The following is a 20997-nucleotide window of genomic DNA, read 5'->3' on the forward strand; positions in this document are numbered from 1 at the left end:
CTGGCTTTGTGCGGACAGTCAGCCATGGCCGCGAGGGGTCAGATTCTTAATTGGTCCGACTTGCCGGACCCGTCCGTTCAGGTCTTTGATGATCCTTATCGCGACCTTACCCCCGAGCAATTCGATGACGTGATCTTTGTCGTTCGCTTGCGTGGCAGGCTGCAGCAAGACACAGGCACCGTCGAAGAGCGTCAGAAATGGCAAAAGCTTTTGACCGAGACACTGGACGCCCTGGCGGCCGATGGTATTGATGTCGACTGGCTGCTGGAGCAGCGACAGGTCGTGACCGAACGCCGAAGACGCGCCGGTACCGCGGGTAACCCGCTGTTTGACGGCCAGATGGTGACGGTGGCTGGTTTTGCCATTCCGGCGCCACCTGACGCCGATGGTCGGCCCGTGGCCTATCTGGTGCCCGAGCGTGGTATGTGCAGTCACATGCCGCCACCGCCACCCAATCAGATGATCCGGGTGCGGCTGAACGATGATTGGGCACCCAGCTATTTTCACGAGCCCGTACGGCTAACGGGAACGCTGTCCATCGAACCTTCGGATCACAATATGATGGTCGTTGATGGCCTTATGCCCATGCGCGCAACCTTCCAGCTGGACACCGACAGTGTCGAGACACTTGAAACGCAAGGCGAGCGGCTTGAGTGGACGCAAAGTATTGCCGAACGCCTTCGTGCGGCCGGCAGCCGCAAGACAGGCGGCGCGAAGGTTTCCGAATGATAAGACTTCTGATCGCCGCCCTTCTGGCGATTGCATCCGTCGATGCAGCCTCGGCTCAGGGTTTGTCTGGCCCGTCTTCCGTCGAGGCTGATCTTGAACCAGGTGATGGGCTGACCGATCCACAACTCCGTTCAGACTTCCCACGCAATATCGCGCCGCGTTGGTTCGACTGGAAGGACCGGCTGGCCGAGGACGGATTTCGGTTCAATATTGATTATCTGGCACTGGGCCAATCCACGAATGCAGATCAGGGCAGTGGCGAAGCCGCCAGCGGTATTGCTCGCTTTTATGGTAGCTGGCAGGCAGCCGAACGCGGATCTTTGACATTCAAGATCGAACACCGGCACAGCTATACGGATGTTGCCCCGCAGTTTCTCGGCCTGAATGGTGGTGCCCTGTCGATCACAGGAACGGCATTCAACGACTCCGGCTTGCTGCTAACCAACCTGTTCTGGACACAGAGGGCCGATGATGGAGCTTGGACCCTTCAGTTTGGTCAGATTGATGTGACTGACTTTGTTGATGTCTATGGGCTTGTCAGCCCTTACTCCGGGTTTCAGAATCTCGCCTTCAATACCAACCCGACTATCAACGCCCCAAACCCAGGATTGGGAATTGCAGGAGGCATAAAACTCAACAGCAATCTGTACGCCGTAGCCAGTATTGCCGATGCCAACGCTGACCCGTCCGATCCGAACTTTGACGTTTTCAGTGACGGTAATCTCTTTAAGTCGCTCGAGCTTGGATATACTTCCGGTTTTGACCGCATCTACTTTGACAATATTCATCTGACCCTCTGGCATGCGGATGCAGCCGACGACGGCAGCCGACCTGAAGACTATGGCGGAGCGTTCTCGGCCGCGTGGTTTGTGAACAACAAGTGGATGCCGTTCTTTCGCGCCGGTGCCGCTAAAGGGACGGCCGCGCTTTATAAACGGTCTGTGTCTACCGGTGTGGGGTATTATGGCCGAAACACCGATCTTGCCGGGCTGGGCCTCAATTGGGCCGAAGCGCGAGGCATCGACGAAGATCAGTTCACGGTCGAGGCTTTCTATCGTTTTTCGGTGTCACCGGGCCTGCAGATCACGCCATCTATACAGTTCATTTCCAATCCGCTGCTAAACCCAAACCAGAAAAATATTACGCTGTTCGGTTTGCGAACACGGGTTGTGTTCTGAGGTCTGTGTTTCAAGGCACGAAGGCAAGCGGCAGTGTACGAACCGCCATGAATTAGCACTCGCAACGGAAGACAAGTCTTTCGAAACCCTGTCTGAACGACACTGTCCCATTTGCGCAGCAATGCATCAGCAACCGAAAAAATTGCGTGAACTTCGCCTGATGTACAATGCTCTGCGCCGTCAGGTAAGATGAAGGTGCAGAGATTTCAAACGGGATGCAGAGACATGTACAAAGAAGCTTTGGACGCGGGTGGAATTGCTGTCGTCACAGGGGCCGCAAGCGGTGTTGGGCGTGTTGCGGCGTTGCGCTTTGCGCAGGCCGGCCTTGGCGTAATTCTGGCCGATCTTCCTGGCGCGCAACTTGAAGAAGCTGCTGGCGAGGTACGCGCTGCCGCGGCCCCGGGGGCAAAGGTGATTGCCGTCCCGACCGACGTCAGTGTCGATGACGATGTTCAGGCTTTGGCAGACACGGCGTTTACCACAGGCCCCGTCGCCGTCCTGATGAACAATGCCGGGGTCGGAATGCGGACCGGCAGCTGGCAGAACAGCGCCAACTGGCAAAAGATGTTCGATGTGAATTTCTTTGGTGTGATGCGAGGGGTTCATGCCTTTCTGCCCCGCATGATACAGGCCGGCCGCCCGGCTGTGGTGATCAACACGGGATCCAAGCAGGGGATAACCACTCCGCCGGGCAATCCGGGCTACAATGCAACGAAGGCCGCCGTGAAAGTCCTTAGTGAGCAACTGTCGCACGACCTGCGGAAAGAAGATGCGCCGATTTCCGTGCACCTGTTTGTTCCGGGGTTTACTTATACCGGTATGGTTGCCGCCCACATTCCCGAAAAACCTGATGCTGCATGGTCAAGCGAGCAGACCGTGGACTATTTTTTGGGGAAAATGTCTGACGGCGATTTTTACATCCTGTGCCCCGACAATGACGTCGACGAAGTCACGGACAGGCGGCGCGCGGAATGGGCCATTGGCGATATCGTCGAAAACCGCCCGGCCTTGTCGCGCTGGCACCCGGATTATGCCGATGCCTTCAAAGCCTTTGAACAAGACGGGAAAGGCTAAGAAAATCGAACGCCTTTCCCATTCCATTACGACGATCTTCCCGGTTCAGCCACCGGCAGAGATCGGATGTTTCACCAAACAGTGATCGAAGTTCACTTGCTCAAATCACTGCATCCGCAGACGCTGACGTCACTCACGTCAAATGCATTTGGTATTGCGCCCCAATGGCGGGGCTGGAGAGTGACATGAACAGACTGAAGGAAATTTCCATACTGGCCGCGATTGTGATCGCCGTTCCGCTGGCAGCGTCCGCAGGTAACGACACCGACAAGAAAACCAAGGATCAGGTCACCAGCGACCACAAACTGGACAATGACCCAAAGTGGTCGAACTGGCCGCACCTGCCTGAGCGGCAGGGCGGAAGCGCGTACAGCAAAAGAACCCGCATCGAATATGGCGGCCCGGTCGAGCGTAATTTCGAATCCGGCCGCCGGTAGTCCGGTTCAGGTGTTGAAGAGGAAGTGCATCACGTCGCCGTCCTTGACGACATAGCTCTTCCCTTCAGCCCGCATCTTGCCGGACTCTTTAGCACCCTGTTCACCACTGCATGAGATGTAGTCGTCATAGGCAATCGTTTCAGCGCGGATGAACCCCTTTTCGAAATCGCCGTGAATGACACCCGCCGCCTGTGGTGCGGCGGTTCCTTCGCGGATAGTCCAGGCGCGGGCCTCTTTCGGGCCGACGGTGAAATAGGTTTCAAGCTTCAGCAGGTCGTATCCTGCGCGGATCAGTCGATCGAGACCGGGCTCGCTGAGGCCCATTTCCTCGAGAAACATTTGCGCCTCTTCGGTTTCGAGCAGGCTGATCTCTTCCTCGATTTTGGCGCTGATGATGACATGGGCATTACCTTGATTAGCCGCCATTTCAGCAACCCGCGCGGAATGTTCGTTGCCGGTGGCCGCTTCTTCCTCGGAAACGTTGCACACATAAAGGACTGGCTTGGTCGTCAGCAACTGCAGTGTGTTCCAAGCCTTGGAGTCTTCTTCACTGACCTCGACCAGACGCGCGGGCTTGCCGTCTTCAAGCATTTCCTGCGCCGCGGCCAACAAGCGATCCTGCTGCTGCGCTTCCTTGTCGTTGCCTTTCAGCTTGCGCACCAGATTGGCACGGCGCTTTTCGATGCTTTCCATATCGGCAAGCATCAGCTCAGTCTCAATGGTTTCGGCATCGGCAACCGGATCAACGCACCCTTCCACATGGGTGACATCCCCATCCTCGAAACACCGCAGGACATGTGCAATCGCATCAACTTCGCGGATGTTGGCCAGAAACTGGTTGCCCAAGCCCTCGCCCTTCGAGGCCCCTTTGACCAGACCTGCAATATCCACAAACGTGATGCGCGTCGGAATGATCTGTCGGGATTTCGCAATCCCCGCCAATTTATCCAGACGATCATCGGGTACCGCCACATCGCCCACATTCGGTTCGATCGTGCAGAACGGGAAATTTGCCGCCTGCGCAGCCGCGGTTTTGGTCAGCGCATTGAAGAGGGTCGACTTGCCCACGTTCGGCAAACCCACGATTCCCATTTTAAAGCCCATGACGGTCTCCTGATGCCATTCGCGGCTGCTTCTATGCAGGTCCGCGAAAATGCGCAAGCAGAGCCGGGAATACCGACAAAATGAGTCCGTTTGGACACATCACAAAACTGTTGAGATGTTGTGTACTTGTGAGCATTGAAAAAGAGACATTAGAATAACCACTTAACCAGTTATCAGTGAAATTATATCGAAGAAAAACAATGAAATACCTGATTGCTTCCGTTGCTCTCGCCGCCGTTGCATCAACCGCGCAGGCTCAATCTCTTGTATTTGGGGCGGGATACGCCGATTTCTCAGACAGTCAGTCCGAAGATCAAGCCATATTTTCGTTGGAATATCAGCACAGACCGTTTCACGAGGCAACACGGTTTAGTGCGACATGGGGTGGTGCGCTGACCGTCGACCAATCAGGCGATACACATATCGGCGTCGGTCTGATCGGTATCTACACGTTTGCAGACCGGTGGTTTGTTGAAGGCAGCGTGATGCCAGGATACTTCTCTGAGGCCGACGAACTGAACGATCTTGGCGGCAGCTTTCAGATTCGCAGCCTGCTGGGCGTGGGATACACATTGAACAGCGGCAACAAGCTGTCGCTAGCAATCACGCATAAATCGAATGCCAGCACGCAGGACGAAAACCCGGGTTTGAACGCAGTCTTCCTGCGATTCCACAAGGCGTTCTGATACCTTGTCGACAAGCCGGGATTGATTTTCCGTCAAAGTTTCTGCACATCAGGTTCAAACCTGACTGCAAGGACATCCGATGACCCGTATCGACGCCAAGTTCGCCGCCCTGAAAGCCGAAGGGAAGAAAGCCTTTGTCGCCTACATCATGGCTGGCGATCCCGACTATGACACCTCGCTTGAGGTCGTAAAGGGTTTGCCGGGCGCCGGTGTAGACGTCATCGAACTGGGTTTGCCCTTTACCGACCCGATGGCAGATGGACCCACCATTCAGGCCGCAGGTCAGCGGGCACTGGACGGAGGCATGACCCTGCAGCGGACGCTGGACCTTGCGCGCGCCTTTCGTGAAACCGATGACACGACGCCCATCGTGCTGATGGGGTATTACAACCCGATCTACAGCCGTGGCGTTGAGCAGTTTCTGTCAGATGCAAAGGCCGCGGGCATCGACGGCCTGATCGTCGTGGACCTGCCGCCGGAAGAGGACGAAGAACTGTGCCTTCCGGCGCAGGCGGCCGGACTGAACTTTATCCGTCTGGCAACTCCGACTACCGACAACAAACGCCTGCCCCGCGTTTTGCAGAATACTTCGGGGTTCGTTTACTACGTCTCGATCACCGGCATCACCGGGGCCGCCGAAGCGCAGGCCACGGATGTCGGCCCAGAGGTGGCGCGGATCAAGGCTGCAACCGACCTTCCGGTGATTGTCGGATTTGGCATCAATACTCCGGAAAAGTCGCGCAACATCGCAAGCGTTTCTGACGGCGCGGTTGTCGGCTCGGCTATTGTCAGCCAGATCGCTGCAGGCAAGCCGGTGAACGAGGTTCTCGACTTTGTCAAAACACTTTCGGACGGTGCCCACGCCGCCTGAACTGCCGTACCGCACAATACAATTCTGAAGCGCCGCAACCGGTCAAAAGCCGGTTGCGGTTTTCTTTTTGCGTCCTAACACTTTGAAAAAGCTGCTGGAAACCCGAAGTGTCGGGTGCGGCACATACCCGCAATCTGTTTTGTTGCGATCTGATTGAAAAATTGGTAAAGAAACTTAACCAATCCTCTGAGGGCCCGGAAATCATGCCAGTCATCACCAACATCGAAGACCTGAAACGGATCTACGAACGCCGAGTGCCGCGCATGTTCTACGACTATGCGGAAAGCGGCAGCTGGACCGAGCAAACCTTCCGCGAGAACAGCTCGGATTTTGAGAAAATCCGTCTGCGTCAACGCGTGGCCGTGGATATGACCGGACGTTCGACCTCATCCCAAATGATTGGTCAGGATGTCTCCATGCCGGTTGCGCTTGCCCCCGTTGGGTTGACGGGTATGCAGCACGCCGATGGTGAGATGAAGGCCGCAAAAGCCGCCGAGGAGTTCGGGGTGCCCTTTACCCTGTCCACAATGTCGATCAACTCGATCGAAGATGTGGCCGAGAACACCTCCAAACCCTTCTGGTTTCAGCTCTACACGATGAAAGACGAGGATTACGTCGGCCGTCTGATCCAGCGCGCCAAGGACGCGAACTGTTCAGCGCTGGTAATCACGCTTGACTTGCAAATCCTTGGCCAGAGGCACAAGGACCTTAAGAATGGCCTGTCCGCCCCACCAAAGTTGACCGCAAAAACAATCGCCAATCTGATGACGAAATGGGCCTGGGGCATCGAAATGCTGGGCGCACATCGGCGCGAGTTCGGCAATATCGTGGGCCATGTCGAAGGTATTTCGGACGCATCTTCGCTTGGCGCTTGGACTGCCGAGCAGTTCGATCCCAGTCTGGACTGGGGCAAGATTGAAAAGCTGATGGAGAAATGGGGCGGCAAGGTAATTCTCAAGGGCATTCTCGACGCTGAAGATGCCAAAATGGCAGCAAAACTAGGCGCAGACGCCATCGTCGTGTCCAATCACGGCGGCCGTCAGCTGGATGGCGCACTCAGTTCGATCCGTATGCTACCCGAAATCATGGATGCGGTCGGCAGTGACATCGAAGTGCATCTGGATAGTGGCATCCGGTCCGGCCAGGACGTGCTGAAAGCTTTGGCACTGGGTGCCAAGGGGACCTATATCGGGCGCGCCTTTGTCTATGGGTTGGGCGCCATGGGTCAGAAAGGCGTCACCACCGCCCTTGAGGTCATTCAAAAGGAACTGGACACCACCATGGCCCTGTGCGGCGAACGCAGCGCATCCGATCTTGGGTCGCATAACCTGCTGGTACCCAAAGATTTTGGTGGCGTCTGGCAACCCTGACGGGAACTGGATAATCTCCCGCGCATGTTCATATGCAGCGCTCAGAATCTGGCCTTTGTTTCCGTTCCCAAGACAGGGAGCACGGCGATCAGGATGGCGCTGCGTCCCTACGCCGACATCATGTTCGCCAGATGGCGCAGGCACATGTCCGCGCATAAATTTGGCAGTCAGGTTGCCCCCTTTCTGAAAGAGTCGCTCGGCCTGTACCCGGATCGTTTTGCGGTCATGCGCGAACCGGAAGAACAGATTCGCAGCTGGTATCGGTATCGTATGCGTGAAAGCAATTCGGACGGGCCGACCAGCACCACCGGCATGGATTTCGACCAGTTCGTTCTGGACGCTCTGTCGGACGATCCGCCATCCCATGCCCGAATCGGAACACAGTGGCGCATGCTGACGGGAGGGGATGAGCTTTTGGTTCATCACCTTTTTGCATATGAAACGCCAAAACACCTGCGCGGTTTTCTCAATGAACGGTTCGGCACAGAAATCAGGTTGAAATCCGTCAACGTTTCGCCCCCGGTGGATGCACCCCTTTCAGAGAAAACGAGGCAAAAACTGCGACGCGCAAGACAGAGTGAATACGTGCTTTATGACATGCTCATGGAGGCTGGCGGGCACCTTGAAAACCGGTTCTGATCAAAGGCCGTAAAAGCACTTTCCAAGCCAAATGAAACAGGCTATATGCGCGGCTTCACGCGGGCATACAGCCTTGGAGGATGCCCGCCCTAACATTGGAGAATTATCATGGCTGGAGAGATTCCTGATCTCGTAGCTCTGGAACGGACGGGGACAGGCAAGGGCGCCGCTCGTCAGGCACGCCGCGACGGCATGGTTCCGGGCGTTGTATTCGGTGGCGACAAAGACCCGCTGGCGATTCAGATTCCGTTCAACGAACTGTTCAAGCGTCTGAAAGCTGGCCGGTTCAAGTCGACCCTGTGGAACCTGAAGGTTGAAGGCCACGAGGACGTCCGCGTCATCTGCCGCGACGTTCAGCGTGACGTCGTCAAGGACCTGCCGACCCACCTGGACCTGATGCGCCTGCGCCGGACCACCAAGATCGCGCTGTTCATCCCGGTTGAGTTCATCAACGAGGAAGAAGCCCCCGGCATCAAGAAGGGCGGCGTTCTGACTGTTGTCCGTCCCGAGGTCGAACTGGTCTGCACCGCGGGTGACATCCCTGAAAAGATCACTGTTGATCTGACCGGAATGAACATCAACGACGTCGTCACCATCTCGTCGGTCGAACTGCCCGCAGGCACCAAACCGACCATCGACCGCGACTTCGTGATCGCCAACGTTTCGGCACCGACCGGCCTGGCCACCTCGGACGACGAGGAAGAGGGCGAAGCCGAAGTGGCACCCGATGAAGTTGAAGTCGTCGGCGAAGAATAAGCCACGCGACAGCAATGCAAGTTTGAAACAGGGTCCTTCGGGGCCCTGTTTTTTCTTCAAACATTCAATTAACAACATTTATTCAGAAATGGCGCTATAGTCACTCGCAGGCCGACATTTCGGGCCGTTTTGGCAAGAAATCCTTGTCCAAAGGGAGAGCGATTATGACCAATACGTTTCATGTTTCAGCCGCCGTTCTGGGGGCATCACTGCTGGGCTTCATCTGCACTCCGGCAGCTGCGCAGGTACAGGATACCTTGCCCAGCAAGGACGACGTCGCAGAACGTTTCACCTCGGACCATTTCTCACCCTATGCGGGGCGCAATTTTCCGACGCAACTTCTTTGGGGTGACACGCACCTGCACACCGATGTTTCGGTAGATGCCGGGACAATGACGCGCCTCAGTCAGGAAGATGCATTCAGATTCGCGCGCGGCCACGAGGTTACGACGACACACGGGTTGCAAGCCAAGCTGGCAAGACCGTTGGACTGGCTTGTGGTATCCGACCACGCCGAAATGTACGGCCTGATGCCACAACTGCTGGGTGGCGATCAGGAAATTCTGGCAACGGAGCAAGGCAGGCTCTGGTACGATGCCCTGACCAGCGGGGACAATGACGTGGTATTTAACACGGCGATGCAGATCGTGGCATCGCTGTCGGGCGACGAGCCCCCGATAGACAATCCCAAGGCCACCAAAAAAGCCTGGCAACACTACACCGCACTTGCGGACCAGTACAACGAACCGGGCGTTTTCTCTGCCCTTATCGGCTATGAATGGACGTCCGAGGGCGGTGACAACATCCACCGCAATGTCATTTTCCGCGATGGGGCGGAGATGGCCAATCAGGTTCTGCCGTTCTCGCAATTCGACAGCAAGAATCCCGAAGACCTTTGGGCTCATCTGGCCGATTATGAAGACCGGACCGGCGGCGATGTCCTTGCCATCCCCCACAACGGAAACCTATCCAATGGCCGGCTGTTTTCGGTCTCGAACTTCGACGGTTCACCTCTGACCGAAGACATGGCCCGCCTGCGTACCCGTTTCGAACCGGTCATCGAAACCACACAGATCAAAGGCGACAGCGAAGCACATCCGTTCCTCAGCCCCGACGACGAATTCGCCGATTTCGACACCTGGGACGCATCAAACCTGAATGGGACCGAAGCCAAGACCGAGGACATGCTGCAATACGAATACTCGCGCGAGGCTTACAAAACCGGTCTGATGCTGGAAGAGACGCTGGGCATCAATCCCTTCAAGGTCGGTCAGATCGGTTCAACCGACGCGCATACCGGGATGGCAGCGGTCGAAGAAGACAACTTCTTTGGCAAACATTCGGGCGTTGAACCCGAACCCAACCGCTGGGAACATCTGGTGATCGAAGCGCCTGATCCGGAATTTTCGATTTACGGATGGAAACAGGCATCAGGCGGATATGCCGCCGTTTGGGCCCCAGAAAATACCCGCGAAGCAATCTTTGATGCGTTGGAGAGACGCGAGGTTTATGGAACCACCGGGTCCCGCATCATGGTCAGGTTCTTTGGTGGCTGGGACTTCACCCCTGATGACGCCCTGTCCCGCCTGCCTGCGGATCTGGGATATGCCAAGGGCGTTCCGATGGGCGCTGATCTGCCACCCCAAAGTGGCGATGGTGCCCCCAATTTCCTGATCGCGGCCCTCAAGGATCCGTTCAGTGGAAATCTGGATCGCGTTCAGGTCATAAAGGGCTGGCTGAACGCCGATGGCACACGAGGCGAAAAGGTCTATGACGTGGCGTGGAGTGGCAACCGTCAACCGGGCGATGATGGAAACCTGCCATCAGTCGGCAGCACGGTCGATGTTGAAAACGCGACCTGGACCAACACGATAGGCTCACCGGAACTGATCACCTTTTGGGAAGACCCCGACTTCGATCCGTCTCAGAAGGCATTCTATTATGTGCGCGTCATTGAAATTCCCACACCAAGGTGGACTGCGTACGAGGCGAAACGCTTTGACGTTCAAATGGACCCGGACGTTCCCATGACCACAACCGAGCGGGCCTATACCTCGCCGATCTGGTTTACCCCAAAAGGATGAGGCGTCAGGATCGGGCCGCGATTTCCCTTTGCGGCCCGTCTGGATTTTTCCATCAATTCAGGGCATGACTGCGGCCAAATGAAATGCAGTACGGGGCGATGCCATGAAACTCTTTGTCGGATTGGGAAATCCGGGCCAGAAATACGCCCGCAACCGACATAACATCGGGTTCATGGCGTTGGACCAGATCGCCAGTGATCACGCATTTGGCCCATGGAAATCCAAGTTTCAGAGCGAGATTGCCGAAGGGCGGCTTGGCACCGAAAAGATCTTGCTGCTGAAGCCGATGACCTTCATGAACCGGTCCGGGCAGTCGGTCGGTGAGGCGATGCGGTTTTTCAAACTCGACTCGACGGATGTCACCGTCTTTCACGACGAACTGGACCTTGCCCCCGGCAAGGTGCGGGTAAAGGCAGGTGGGGGCCATGCCGGACATAATGGCCTGCGCTCGATCCATGATCATATCGGCGCGGCCTATGACAGGGTGCGGTTGGGCATTGGACATCCCGGCAGCAAGGACAAAGTCTCGCCCTATGTCCTGAGCGATTTCGCAAAAGCCGATGGTGAGTGGCTGGATAACGTTTTGCGGGGCGTATCCGATGGCGCGCCAAATCTGGCGGCGGACGAAGGCGGGAAGTTCATGAACGCCGTGTCCCTGCGCACGGCACCTGCGCGCTCGTCCAAAACCACAAAGCCCGAGGCACAGGACAACGCAGCCAATCGCACCACCGCGCCTGCGGAACCGGCACCTGACACGCGGTCTCCGATGCAGAAACTCTTGGATAAGTTCAAATAGGGCCGCAAACCACACCCAAAATTGCCGCCACGTAGAGATTGCGCAAACCGCAGACACGCGCTCCAATACTCATGTAGATGGAGGGGTGTAATGCGAACAATCCTGAAATGGCTCGGCCGTATTCTGTTGGCACTGATTCTGGCAGCAGCCGTTGTCGGATTCTGGAAGCGCGAAGAAATCAAACGCCTCATGGCGGTGAATTCGTTGTTTTCCGAAGAAAATATTGTCCACAACTTCTCCAACATGGACGCCGCTTTCCTGACGGCCCCCTTGCCGCGCGGCGACGGGCCAACAAGCGAGCTTGCCTATGGCGCCGAATACACCCTGCCGGAAGACGCCGCCGGTTGGATCGAGGACCGGGCCGTGACCTCTCTGCTAGTCATGCAGAACGGTGAAATCAGGTTCGAGGAGTATTTTCTGGGCACCACCCCCGAGGACCGCCGGATTTCGTGGTCCATCGCCAAAAGCTATCTCTCGGCCCAGTTCGGCATCCTTCTGGCCGAAGGCGCAATAGACTCCTTGGACGATCCGGTGACGAAATACGCACCCAAGCTCAAAGGTAGCGCTTACGAGGCTGCGACCATCCGAAATGTCCTCAATATGGCCAGCGGGGTGACCTTTAACGAAGACTACCTCGACTATAACTCGGATATTAACCGCATGGGCCGCGTCGTAGCGCTTGGCGGAGAGCTGGACGATTTCGCGGCCTCCCTGACAGACAGTTTCGCCGCTCCCGGAGAGACCTGGCAGTATGTCTCGATTGATACCCATGTGATTGGCATGGTCGTCCGCGGAGCCACCGGGCGCGGTGTCACCGAGTTGATAACCGAGAAAATCATCCACCCACTGGGACTTGAGAGGGATGGATACTACATCACGGACGGCGCAGGGGTTGCGTTTGTGCTAGGCGGGCTGAACTTCACAACGCGGGATTTCGCGCGGTTCGGGCAGATGATCCTTGAAGACGGGATGTACAACGGCCAACAGATCGTCCCCGCCGAGTGGATATCGGAATCCACTTGGCCCAGCGCCCCAACCGCTTCGGGCAAGATCGGCTATGGGTATCAATGGTGGATACCCGTCGGCGCGCATGAGGGCGAGTTCATGGGGCGCGGCGTGTATGGGCAGTATCTGTATTTTGATCAGGCCCGTAACGTTCTGATCGTGACCACAGGCGCGGACAGAAAGTTCCGCGAACCGGGCGTGAATGAGGCGAATATCGAAATGTTCCGCAAAATCGCACAAAGCCTGTAAGATGGATTCATGCAGAAAGAAGACAGCATAAACGTACTGGGCGGCGTCCTGTCCCCATGCTCGCGAAATCCGCTAACCGGATTCTTTCGGGATGGCGCCTGCAATACCTGCCTCGAAGACAGGGGCAGCCATACGGTCTGTGCAGTAATGACCGCAGAATTTCTGGCCTTTTCGAAATACGTCGGCAACGATCTGAGCACACCGCGCCCGGAGTTCGATTTTCAGGGACTGAAACCCGGTGACCACTGGTGCCTATGCGCTGCCCGCTTTCTTCAGGCCCATGACGAGGGCTGCGCCCCAAAGGTGAATCTGGAAGCAACCCACAGGCGCGCGCTGGATATCGTGCCAATCAAACTTCTGGTCGAACACCGAATTGATAGCTGATCCGGATCAGCCCAGATCAGAACGCCATCTGCCAGGTCAGGCTGACGCTATAGCTTTCAAACCCGCTTTCGCCGATCCCGTCATAGAACATGTTGGCCGACAGCACGCTGCTGTTTTCAAGCAGATAGTCAAAGCCCAGATCAGCGCGTCCGCGCGCGGTATCTCCGATCGGTGATACACCCGGCGCGACGCCCGTACCGGACGTGGTGCTCCACACTCCGGACAGACCACCGGTCAGGGTCATCTGCCCGCGCTTGACTGGAAGCGGACGGCTGAAATCCAGTCCCAACTTGGCCGTGGTCAGGCTGAAATCCTGCTGAGGGATCAGATTGCCCAGACTGTCGATATAGGCGTCCTGATCATCGCTGACATAGCTCACGTCCAGATGCGGCATGAGGGTTGTCTGACCGCGCAGCATTTCACCGGTTACCCGGGATTGCAGCAACCAGCGATCACTGTCGAACTTGTCACGATAGGTGCCCAGCGGTGAGATTTCGTTGCTGGTTTGCCCGTAAAGGGCGCGGCCTTCGAAATAAACCGGGTGGTCGGGCAGTTTCGCCACCAGATATGGACCGATCAGCCAGCCGGTGCCGTCAACTTCGGACGACCCGTTTTCGCTTTTGGCGTAATCGAACTGCAGCATGGCCCCGACCAGCAGGTTCTGGTTGATCCGCCGATGCGCCCCCAGAACAGCCAGCGCATATGCACTGTCTACGTTATCCTGCGAGCTCCAGTTGCCGGTTACATTAAACCAGACCGGCAGGGACGGATCGCTGGCAAACTCCAGATACCCAACACCGCGGGTGACAGACGTATCCAGCACACCTGCTCCGGTTCTCTGCAAAAACTGCGTCAGCTTGGGCTGGTTGGTCGCCAGACTGTTTGCGCGCGCATATTGAAACGCCTGAATCTGTCGCTGAGTGTCCTCGACAATCCGGTTGGCAACGGTCACCTGGTTCGAGGCAACGCTGGGGTTGCCCGCCAGATCTTCGGCTGCGCCTGCTTCGACCACGACAGCAAGGTCTCCGCCCCCCGATGGTGTAATCATCGCGGAATAGGATTGCGGCCCACCGGAAAGCGCGCCAACTGTCCCGTTGGTGACCGAGATACCTGACGTACTGAAATTTTGGACAGCTTCGGAAAATGTGAAGGTGACCCGGATGGGATCAAGGCTGTTGAAGTTCGAAGGAAGACCAGAAATGGTCACCGTCGGCCCGGATGAGTCATAGTTAACCGTCACCGTATTCGAGGCCAAATTGGTATTTCCCGCCGCATCGGTAAACACCCCTGCCGGGATCGACAACTCAACCAGCCCGTTTGCCTGAGGCGTCAGTGTCGCGGTATAATTCTGACCCGATCCGGTCATTGTTGCAGTCGCGTTGACCAACGCCAGATCACTCACGACGAAGTCGGTGCTGGGTTCACTTAGAGTAATCTGCGCAGTAAACGTTCCGCTCCCCGTCGATGTCAAAGGCGCAATGGTCGCCGTTGGCCGGGTTACGTCCGCTGCGGTGCGCGTATTGATGAACTGAGTGGTTGTTGCACCGGACAAGGCCATTTCGTACCTATAAAGCGTACCGCCCGGCGCTTCGCGCGCCGTGAAAACGACGCCCATATAGTCATCCGTGGCATACGTCCCCTGAGCACCGTCCTGACTGATGATGGTGACGTCCAGCCAGCCCATACTGGCAAGTCCAGCCGGGGTGATCGCTGCCTGAGGCACGATTGAACCTCCGGAAAAGATCATGCCGCCCGGCACTTCTCCTACAATTCCAAAGGAAAGAAAGGCGGTCGTACTGGGACTCACTGGAATATTGACGACGGTAACCTGTTGCCCATTTGGAGACGAAGCAGATGTTGTAATAAACGGAGGGCCAAGCGCCGCACCTTCCCGACTGGTTCCCGCCAAAAATATTACGGCCAACAAACACAGGCACACAATTCTGCGTACAAGGGACCAAACCATCCCGACCTCCTACAGCGCCATCGAGGCGCAAACACACGCACGCGAAAAAGGAAACTGCCTTTCCCTGCGTACCAATTCTACTCCCGCTACATTCGGGACTCCCCAAGACTGACAACCTGAAATTGCAAGTCGAAGTGAAAGTTAAATCAAATCTTAAGAGTTGTATAGCTGCCGGAATTTCACGACCCGTTCAGTCGAGCCCGCCCGGATTGGCACCCTGCTGGTTCTATAGGCAGCCACCCCGAGCGAAATACAGTAACAGTCACGAATGATTAACAAATCCCGGATCTTTGCCAGCCAGGACTCCTACGGGGCTGGTACATCGCAACAACGCCGAACAATGAGTTTTTGCTGCAAAACAAGATACAATCCCAACAAATTGACAGCAATTCGCAAGTATTTGAAACATTGCCAACGGCCCTGATAGTAAGGCCCGGTCGAATCGACCGGGCTACCGTTTTCCGTGTCAGGAATCAAATCCAGGTTGTTCCCGACTTTACCCGGCCTGACGCCCTTCGGTGTCGGACATATCGAACCCAAGGAAATTGGCAACAGTCTGAACGTCCTTATCCCCGCGTCCGCACATGTTCATGCAAATCAGGTGATCTTTGGGCAGGTCAGGCGCAATCTTCATGACATGGGCAAGTGCGTGGCAAGGCTCAAGCGCCGGGATGATCCCCTCGGTCGAACAACACAGCTGAAACGCCTCAAGCGCCTCCATATCGGTGATCGACACATACTGGGCACGCCCCACCTCGTGCAGCCAGGAATGCTCGGGCCCGATACCCGGATAATCCAAACCTGCGGAAATCGAATATCCTTCCAGAATCTGCCCGTCATCGTCCTGCAGCAGATAGGTGCGGTTGCCATGCAGAACACCGGGTCGGCCACCAGTCAGCGAGGCACAGTGTTCCATCTTTTCGTCGACACCCTTGCCACCAGCTTCGACACCAATGATGTTGACCGACTTGTCGTCGAGGAACGGATAAAACAGGCCCATCGCGTTCGAGCCACCACCGATGGCGGCAATGATGGTATCGGGCAGACGGCCTTCGGCCTTATGCATCTGTTCTTTGGCTTCCTTGCCGATGATCGACTGGAAATCGCGAACCATTGCCGGATAGGGATGCGGCCCGGCCACGGTACCGATGCAGTAGAACGTGTCGCGCACGTTGGTCACCCAGTCACGCAGCGCGTCGTTCATGGCGTCTTTCAGCGTACCACGGCCAGAGGTCACCGGAATCACCTCAGCGCCCAACAGGCGCATGCGGAACACATTCGGAGCCTGACGCTGAACGTCATGCGCACCCATATAAACCACGCATTTCAGGCCAAATTTAGCGCAGACGGTTGCGGTCGCCACGCCATGTTGCCCGGCGCCGGTCTCGGCAATGATCCGGGTCTTGCCCATGCGGCGTGCCAGAATGATCTGACCCAGCACGTTGTTGATCTTGTGCGCGCCAGTATGATTCAACTCGTCCCGCTTGAGATAGATTTTCGCCCCGCCCAGATGCTCTGTCAGACGTTCAGCGAAATATAGCGGCGAGGGGCGGCCCACGTAGTTGGCCCACAGATCATCCATCTCGGCCCAGAAGGTCGGATCGTCCTTGGCCTTTTCATACTCCTCCTCCAGCGACAGGATCAGCGGCATCAGAGTTTCGCTGACGAACCGTCCGCCAAAGATACCAAATCGGCCCTGTTCATCGGGGCCGGACATGAAGGAATTGAAAAGATCGTTGGCCATGGGTGTCTCCATCGTCGTACCCGTCGTTCATAGGTGGTGGCGCAGGGATTTTCCATGGCAAAACGTACTATCCTGACGCAATCGGAGTCTGCCGCCAAAACCGGTATGCCTGATCACGGGTTGGAACCCCGATGCAGGGAAAACAGCACGACCTATAGGTGATCGCCATACGCGAAGCAGTCTGGATTATGCGGCGGTGAGGCCCGGAATGGGCGAATGTCAGCATCGCCTCGGCATCCTGCCAGACGCTGAGGGAGAACAAGAACCCATCGCGAGGGAACAGGTCTGCATGAAAACAAAGCGGGTCATCCTGCGCTTGTCTCAATGCCTGATCCGAACGCCAGCGGAGTTCCGAATTCCAAACCCGGTATTGCGGACGAAACCCGCCAATCGCTGCCAACATCTTTGCACCCTCCTGAACAAGGGGTACGCAAAGACAGGTCTATCAGATCACCGGGCCGCGTTGATAAAGGCCTGAATCAACATCGCATCCTTGACGCCGGGCGCACTTTCCACCCCGGACGATACGTCAACCTGACGGGCGCCGGTCATTCGAATGGCCTCGGCAACGTTGTCTGGCGTCAGACCACCGGCCAGCATCCAGGGCTTGCGCCAGTACTTGCGCCCGGCAAGTAGGCGCCAGTCAAAAGCCAAACCATTTCCACCGGGCAATTCAGCATTTCGCGGAGGCTTGGCATCAATCAGCAACTGATCCGCCACATCCGAGTACAGGTCGATCTGCGCCAGATCCTCGGCATCGGCGATTCCAATGGCCTTCATCACAGGCAGACCGAACCGGTCTTTGACCTCCTGCACACGTTCAGGGCTTTCTTTGCCATGTAACTGCAACATGTCCAGCGGAACATCAGACAGAATGGTCTGCAAATCCTCATCCGTCGCGTTGACGGTCAGGGCCACTTTGGCGATCCCGGTCGGCACGTCTTGCGCCAACTGGCTGGCAGTCGATACACTGATGTTGCGCGGCGATTTGGGAAAGAAAACAAACCCAACATAACGTGCGCCCGCATCCGCGGCGGCGCGCACCTGTTCCTTTGCGGTCAGACCGCAGATCTTGATGCTGACATCATCGGACATAGGATCGCCTCAGCTTGCCTCATCCAGCAGCGCAAGCACCTCGTCCTTACCTTCGTTCTGCTTTTTCTTGAGCTTGTTCACTTCACGCTCAAGTTTGCGAACTTCGCTTTTCTTTACAACGGCGTCCTTGCGGTGCTTATGCTCGCGCAGCCATTCCCAGATGAAACCGATGATCAGGCCGGCCACGACCCCCCCCAGAACCACAAGGAACAAAGGCAGCGACGCCGAGAAGTTGAACCCCAGAAATTCAGCCAGAGCATCCGGCATCAGTTTCAGTTCCACCGCCGCGCGGTTGGCCAAAGAGACGGAGACCAGAATGATCCCCAACGCCGCCAGAAAGGCATAGCGAAGATAACGCATCATGAGTTCAGGCTTTTCCGTTTAAACGATCCCTGAGCAATTTGCCGGTCTTGAAAAACGGCACATGCTTTTCTTCTACTTGCACTGTTTCGCCGGTTCTGGGATTGCGACCAATCCGCGCGTCACGCTGTTTGACCGAAAATGCCCCGAAACCGCGCAGCTCGACCCGGTCACCGCGTGCCATCGCATCGGTCACCTCTTCGAACACGGTGTTCACGATCCGCTCGACATCGCGCTGATAAAGATGCGGATTCTCATCGGCGATTTTCTGAATCAATTCTGAACGGATCATGCGCTCTTCCCTCCCAGGCCACCGGTTCGTGTCGTCTACTGCTCTGGTAGTATAGAAAAAAACCCGGATCGGGGGAACGTAAACTCTGTGTGCTTTGGGTCCATTTTTCGGCAATACAGAAGATTTTTTAGGTTCAACCCGCGTTTCCGAGCCAATTGCACACGCAATAGGGGAATTTGCCCTCAAATTTGGAACTTATTGATTCGCAACAAAAACGGCCCCGTGCAATCGCACGGGGCCGTAATTCTGCACCTTGATGGCGTGTCGGCTTAGTCGCCGGATTTCAGCGCTGCACCAAGGATATCGCCCAGCGACGCGCCCGAGTCGGAAGAACCGTACTGTTCCACGGCCTCTTTCTCTTCGGCGATTTCGCGCGCCTTGATCGACAGACCCAGACGGCGGGTCTTGCTGTCGACGTTGGTGACGCGAACGTCGATCTTGTCACCGACCGAGAAACGCTCGGGGCGCTGTTCGGCACGGTCGCGGCTCAGGTCCGAACGGCGGATGAAGGACTTCATGCCTTCGTATTCCACCTCGATGCCGCCATCTTCGATTGCGGTCACTTCGACGGTCACGATCGAACCACGCTTCACGCCGCCCACGGCTTCGGCGAACTTGTCACCGCCCAGGGCTTTGATCGACAGCGAGATACGCTCTTTCTCGACGTCAACTTCCGAGACGACGGCCGAAACCATGTCGCCTTTGCGGTAGTTCTGGATAGCATCCTCGCCACGCTCGTCCCAGGACAGGTCGCTGAGGTGAACCATGCCGTCGATGTCGCCTTCGAGGCCAATGAACAGACCGAATTCGGTGATGTTCTTGACTTCGCCTTCGACCTCGGTGCCCTCGGGGTGTGTTTCTGCAAACACTTCCCATGGGTTGCGCTGAGTCTGCTTCAGGCCCAGGGATACGCGACGCTTGGCGCCGTCGATTTCCAGAACCATGACGTCGACTTCCTGGCTGGTCGAAACGATCTTGCCGGGGTGGACGTTTTTCTTGGTCCAGGACATCTCGGAAACGTGCACCAGTCCTTCGACACCGGCTTCCAGCTCGACGAACGCACCGTAGTCGGTGATGTTGGTGACGCGGCCCTTGTGCACCGAACCCAGCGGGTACTTGGCGCCGACCAGATCCCACGGATCGTCCTGCAGCTGCTTCATACCCAGGCTGATGCGGTGGGTTTCCTTGTTGATCTTGATGACCTGAACGTTGATGGTCTCGCCGATCGTCAGGATCTCGGACGGGTGGTTCACACGGCGCCATGCCATGTCGGTGACGTGCAACAGGCCGTCAACGCCGCCCAGGTCAACAAATGCACCGTATTCGGTGATGTTCTTGACGACACCCTCGACGGTCTGACCTTCGGACAGGTTGCCGATGACTTCGGCACGCTGTTCGGCACGCGATTCTTCCAGGATTGCGCGGCGCGAAACAACGATGTTGCCACGGCGGCGGTCCATTTTCAGAATTTGGAACGGCTGCTTCAGACCCATCAGCGGGCCAGCGTCACGCACGGGGCGGACGTCAACCTGCGAGCCGGGCAGGAACGCAACTGCGCCACCCAGATCGACGGTGAAGCCACCTTTGACGCGACCAAAGATTGCACCTTCGACGCGCTGGTCGTCGGCATATGCTTTTTCCAGACGGTCCCATGCCTCTTCACGGCGGGCCATCTCGCGCGAGATGACGGCTTCGCCACGGGCGTTTTCTGCGGCGCGCAGGTAAACTTCTACCTCGTCACCAACAGCGATTTCAGGAGCTTCGCCGGGATTTGCGAATTCTTTCAGATCAACGCGGCCTTCCATTTTGTAGCCTACGTCGATGATGGCTTGGCCGGCTTCGATCGCCAGAACCTTGCCTTTGACAACAGAACCCTCTTCGGGTGTGTCCATTTCGAAGCTTTCATTCAGGAGGGCTTCGAATTCCTCCATGGATGCGTTAGCCATGTGGCGTTGTTTTCCTTTACATACGTTTTTTCTGGCCGAGCGGTTGTCTCCGCCGGTCTTAAGGATTGGTCAGGCAATCTGACTTTTTCGCCACAAAACAAAGAGGGCCGGTTCTTGTCCGACCCTGCTCGTCTCTTTCTTTTATGGCTCAAATCGCCTTGTCGACGCGCGCTCTATACCCAGTTCGCCGGGTCGCCGCAAGCCCCGCGCGTTAAACGCAAGGAATGTCGCA

General features: G+C 56.6%; 21 protein-coding genes. 13 read left to right on the forward strand and 8 right to left on the reverse strand.

The features are described from left to right. The first annotated feature begins 24 nt into the window (after positions 1-24). The 4 genes from ACR0D6_RS13810 to ACR0D6_RS13825 all read left to right on the forward strand — a co-directional run bounded on the left by ACR0D6_RS13810 (position 25) and on the right by ACR0D6_RS13825 (position 3418). The gene (locus ACR0D6_RS13810; RefSeq protein ID WP_480765893.1) at positions 25-729 is read left to right on the forward strand and encodes a DUF3299 domain-containing protein; all 705 of its coding nucleotides are present in this window, start codon (positions 25-27) and stop codon (positions 727-729) included. Beyond that, a complete protein-coding gene (locus ACR0D6_RS13815; RefSeq protein WP_480765894.1) occupies positions 726-1907 on the forward strand; it encodes a carbohydrate porin in 1182 nt (393 codons plus the stop codon). Before ACR0D6_RS13810 ends, ACR0D6_RS13815 begins: the two co-directional genes overlap by 4 nt. Positions 1908-2132: 225 nt before the next feature. Continuing rightward, positions 2133-2981 carry an SDR family NAD(P)-dependent oxidoreductase gene (locus ACR0D6_RS13820; RefSeq protein WP_480765895.1) on the forward strand — a complete coding sequence of 283 codons (849 nt, stop codon included), beginning with the start codon at positions 2133-2135 and terminating at the stop codon, positions 2979-2981. A gap of 185 nt (positions 2982-3166) precedes the next feature. Continuing rightward, positions 3167-3418: a hypothetical protein gene (locus ACR0D6_RS13825; RefSeq protein ID WP_170654121.1), complete on the forward strand. Its 252-nt coding sequence runs from the start codon at positions 3167-3169 to the stop codon at positions 3416-3418. A gap of 6 nt (positions 3419-3424) precedes the next feature. Here the strand turns inward: ACR0D6_RS13825 and ychF are convergent, their stop codons facing one another. Next, the gene (gene ychF, locus ACR0D6_RS13830; RefSeq protein ID WP_480451906.1) at positions 3425-4522 is read right to left on the reverse strand and encodes a redox-regulated ATPase YchF; all 1098 of its coding nucleotides are present in this window, start codon (positions 4520-4522) and stop codon (positions 3425-3427) included. 200 nt (positions 4523-4722) lie between these two features. Here ychF and ACR0D6_RS13835 point away from each other — a divergent pair, with 200 nt between their 5' ends. The 9 genes from ACR0D6_RS13835 (at position 4723) to ACR0D6_RS13875 (ending at position 13362) form a co-directional block, all read left to right on the forward strand. Beyond that, entirely contained in the window at positions 4723-5208 is a 486-nt protein-coding gene (locus ACR0D6_RS13835; RefSeq protein WP_170654125.1) for an acyloxyacyl hydrolase, read from the forward strand. A gap of 79 nt (positions 5209-5287) precedes the next feature. Next, on the forward strand, positions 5288-6079 hold the full coding sequence (gene trpA / locus ACR0D6_RS13840; protein ID WP_170654126.1) for a tryptophan synthase subunit alpha: 792 nt from the start codon (positions 5288-5290) through the stop codon (positions 6077-6079). 203 nt (positions 6080-6282) lie between these two features. After that, complete coding sequence (locus ACR0D6_RS13845) at positions 6283-7449, forward strand: alpha-hydroxy acid oxidase (RefSeq protein ID WP_480765896.1); 1167 nt, start codon at positions 6283-6285, stop codon at positions 7447-7449. 24 nt (positions 7450-7473) lie between these two features. Further along, positions 7474-8088 carry a hypothetical protein gene (locus tag ACR0D6_RS13850; protein ID WP_480765897.1) on the forward strand — a complete coding sequence of 205 codons (615 nt, stop codon included), beginning with the start codon at positions 7474-7476 and terminating at the stop codon, positions 8086-8088. Between the two features lie 108 nt (positions 8089-8196). After that, a complete protein-coding gene (locus ACR0D6_RS13855) occupies positions 8197-8844 on the forward strand; it encodes a 50S ribosomal protein L25/general stress protein Ctc (RefSeq protein ID WP_170654132.1) in 648 nt (215 codons plus the stop codon). Between the two features lie 164 nt (positions 8845-9008). Further along, positions 9009-10928 (forward strand): DUF3604 domain-containing protein, encoded by a 1920-nt coding sequence (locus tag ACR0D6_RS13860; protein ID WP_480765898.1) that lies wholly within the window; start codon positions 9009-9011, stop codon positions 10926-10928. 103 nt (positions 10929-11031) lie between these two features. Further along, complete coding sequence (gene pth, locus ACR0D6_RS13865; protein WP_480765899.1) at positions 11032-11724, forward strand: aminoacyl-tRNA hydrolase; 693 nt, start codon at positions 11032-11034, stop codon at positions 11722-11724. A gap of 90 nt (positions 11725-11814) precedes the next feature. Further along, positions 11815-12978 (forward strand): serine hydrolase domain-containing protein, encoded by a 1164-nt coding sequence (locus ACR0D6_RS13870; protein WP_480765900.1) that lies wholly within the window; start codon positions 11815-11817, stop codon positions 12976-12978. A 9-nt stretch (positions 12979-12987) separates the two neighbouring features. Beyond that, positions 12988-13362 carry a DUF2237 domain-containing protein gene (locus tag ACR0D6_RS13875; protein WP_170654140.1) on the forward strand — a complete coding sequence of 125 codons (375 nt, stop codon included), beginning with the start codon at positions 12988-12990 and terminating at the stop codon, positions 13360-13362. 16 nt (positions 13363-13378) lie between these two features. On the opposite strand, the gene ACR0D6_RS13880 is transcribed toward ACR0D6_RS13875, so the two are convergent. The 7 genes from ACR0D6_RS13880 to rpsA form a co-directional block, all read right to left on the reverse strand. Further along, positions 13379-15109 carry an Ig-like domain-containing protein gene (locus tag ACR0D6_RS13880; RefSeq protein ID WP_480765901.1) on the reverse strand — a complete coding sequence of 577 codons (1731 nt, stop codon included), beginning with the start codon at positions 15107-15109 and terminating at the stop codon, positions 13379-13381. Positions 15110-15824: 715 nt separating this feature from the next. Further along, positions 15825-17072 (reverse strand): tryptophan synthase subunit beta, encoded by a 1248-nt coding sequence (gene trpB, locus ACR0D6_RS13885; protein ID WP_170654144.1) that lies wholly within the window; start codon positions 17070-17072, stop codon positions 15825-15827. Between the two features lie 67 nt (positions 17073-17139). Beyond that, positions 17140-17475, reverse strand: coding sequence for a hypothetical protein (locus ACR0D6_RS13890; protein ID WP_170654146.1), 336 nt, complete (start codon positions 17473-17475; stop codon positions 17140-17142). Positions 17476-17522: 47 nt separating this feature from the next. Then, on the reverse strand, positions 17523-18167 hold the full coding sequence (locus ACR0D6_RS13895; RefSeq protein ID WP_480765902.1) for a phosphoribosylanthranilate isomerase: 645 nt from the start codon (positions 18165-18167) through the stop codon (positions 17523-17525). A gap of 9 nt (positions 18168-18176) precedes the next feature. Beyond that, entirely contained in the window at positions 18177-18527 is a 351-nt protein-coding gene (locus tag ACR0D6_RS13900; protein ID WP_480766015.1) for a lipopolysaccharide assembly protein LapA domain-containing protein, read from the reverse strand. Positions 18528-18534: 7 nt separating this feature from the next. After that, positions 18535-18819 (reverse strand): integration host factor subunit beta, encoded by a 285-nt coding sequence (gene ihfB / locus ACR0D6_RS13905; RefSeq protein WP_170654150.1) that lies wholly within the window; start codon positions 18817-18819, stop codon positions 18535-18537. Positions 18820-19088: 269 nt separating this feature from the next. Next, a complete protein-coding gene (gene rpsA, locus ACR0D6_RS13910) occupies positions 19089-20765 on the reverse strand; it encodes a 30S ribosomal protein S1 (protein ID WP_170654152.1) in 1677 nt (558 codons plus the stop codon). Positions 20766-20997: the final 232 nt, after the last annotated feature.

This window comes from Ruegeria sp. BJ6, assembly GCF_056537885.1.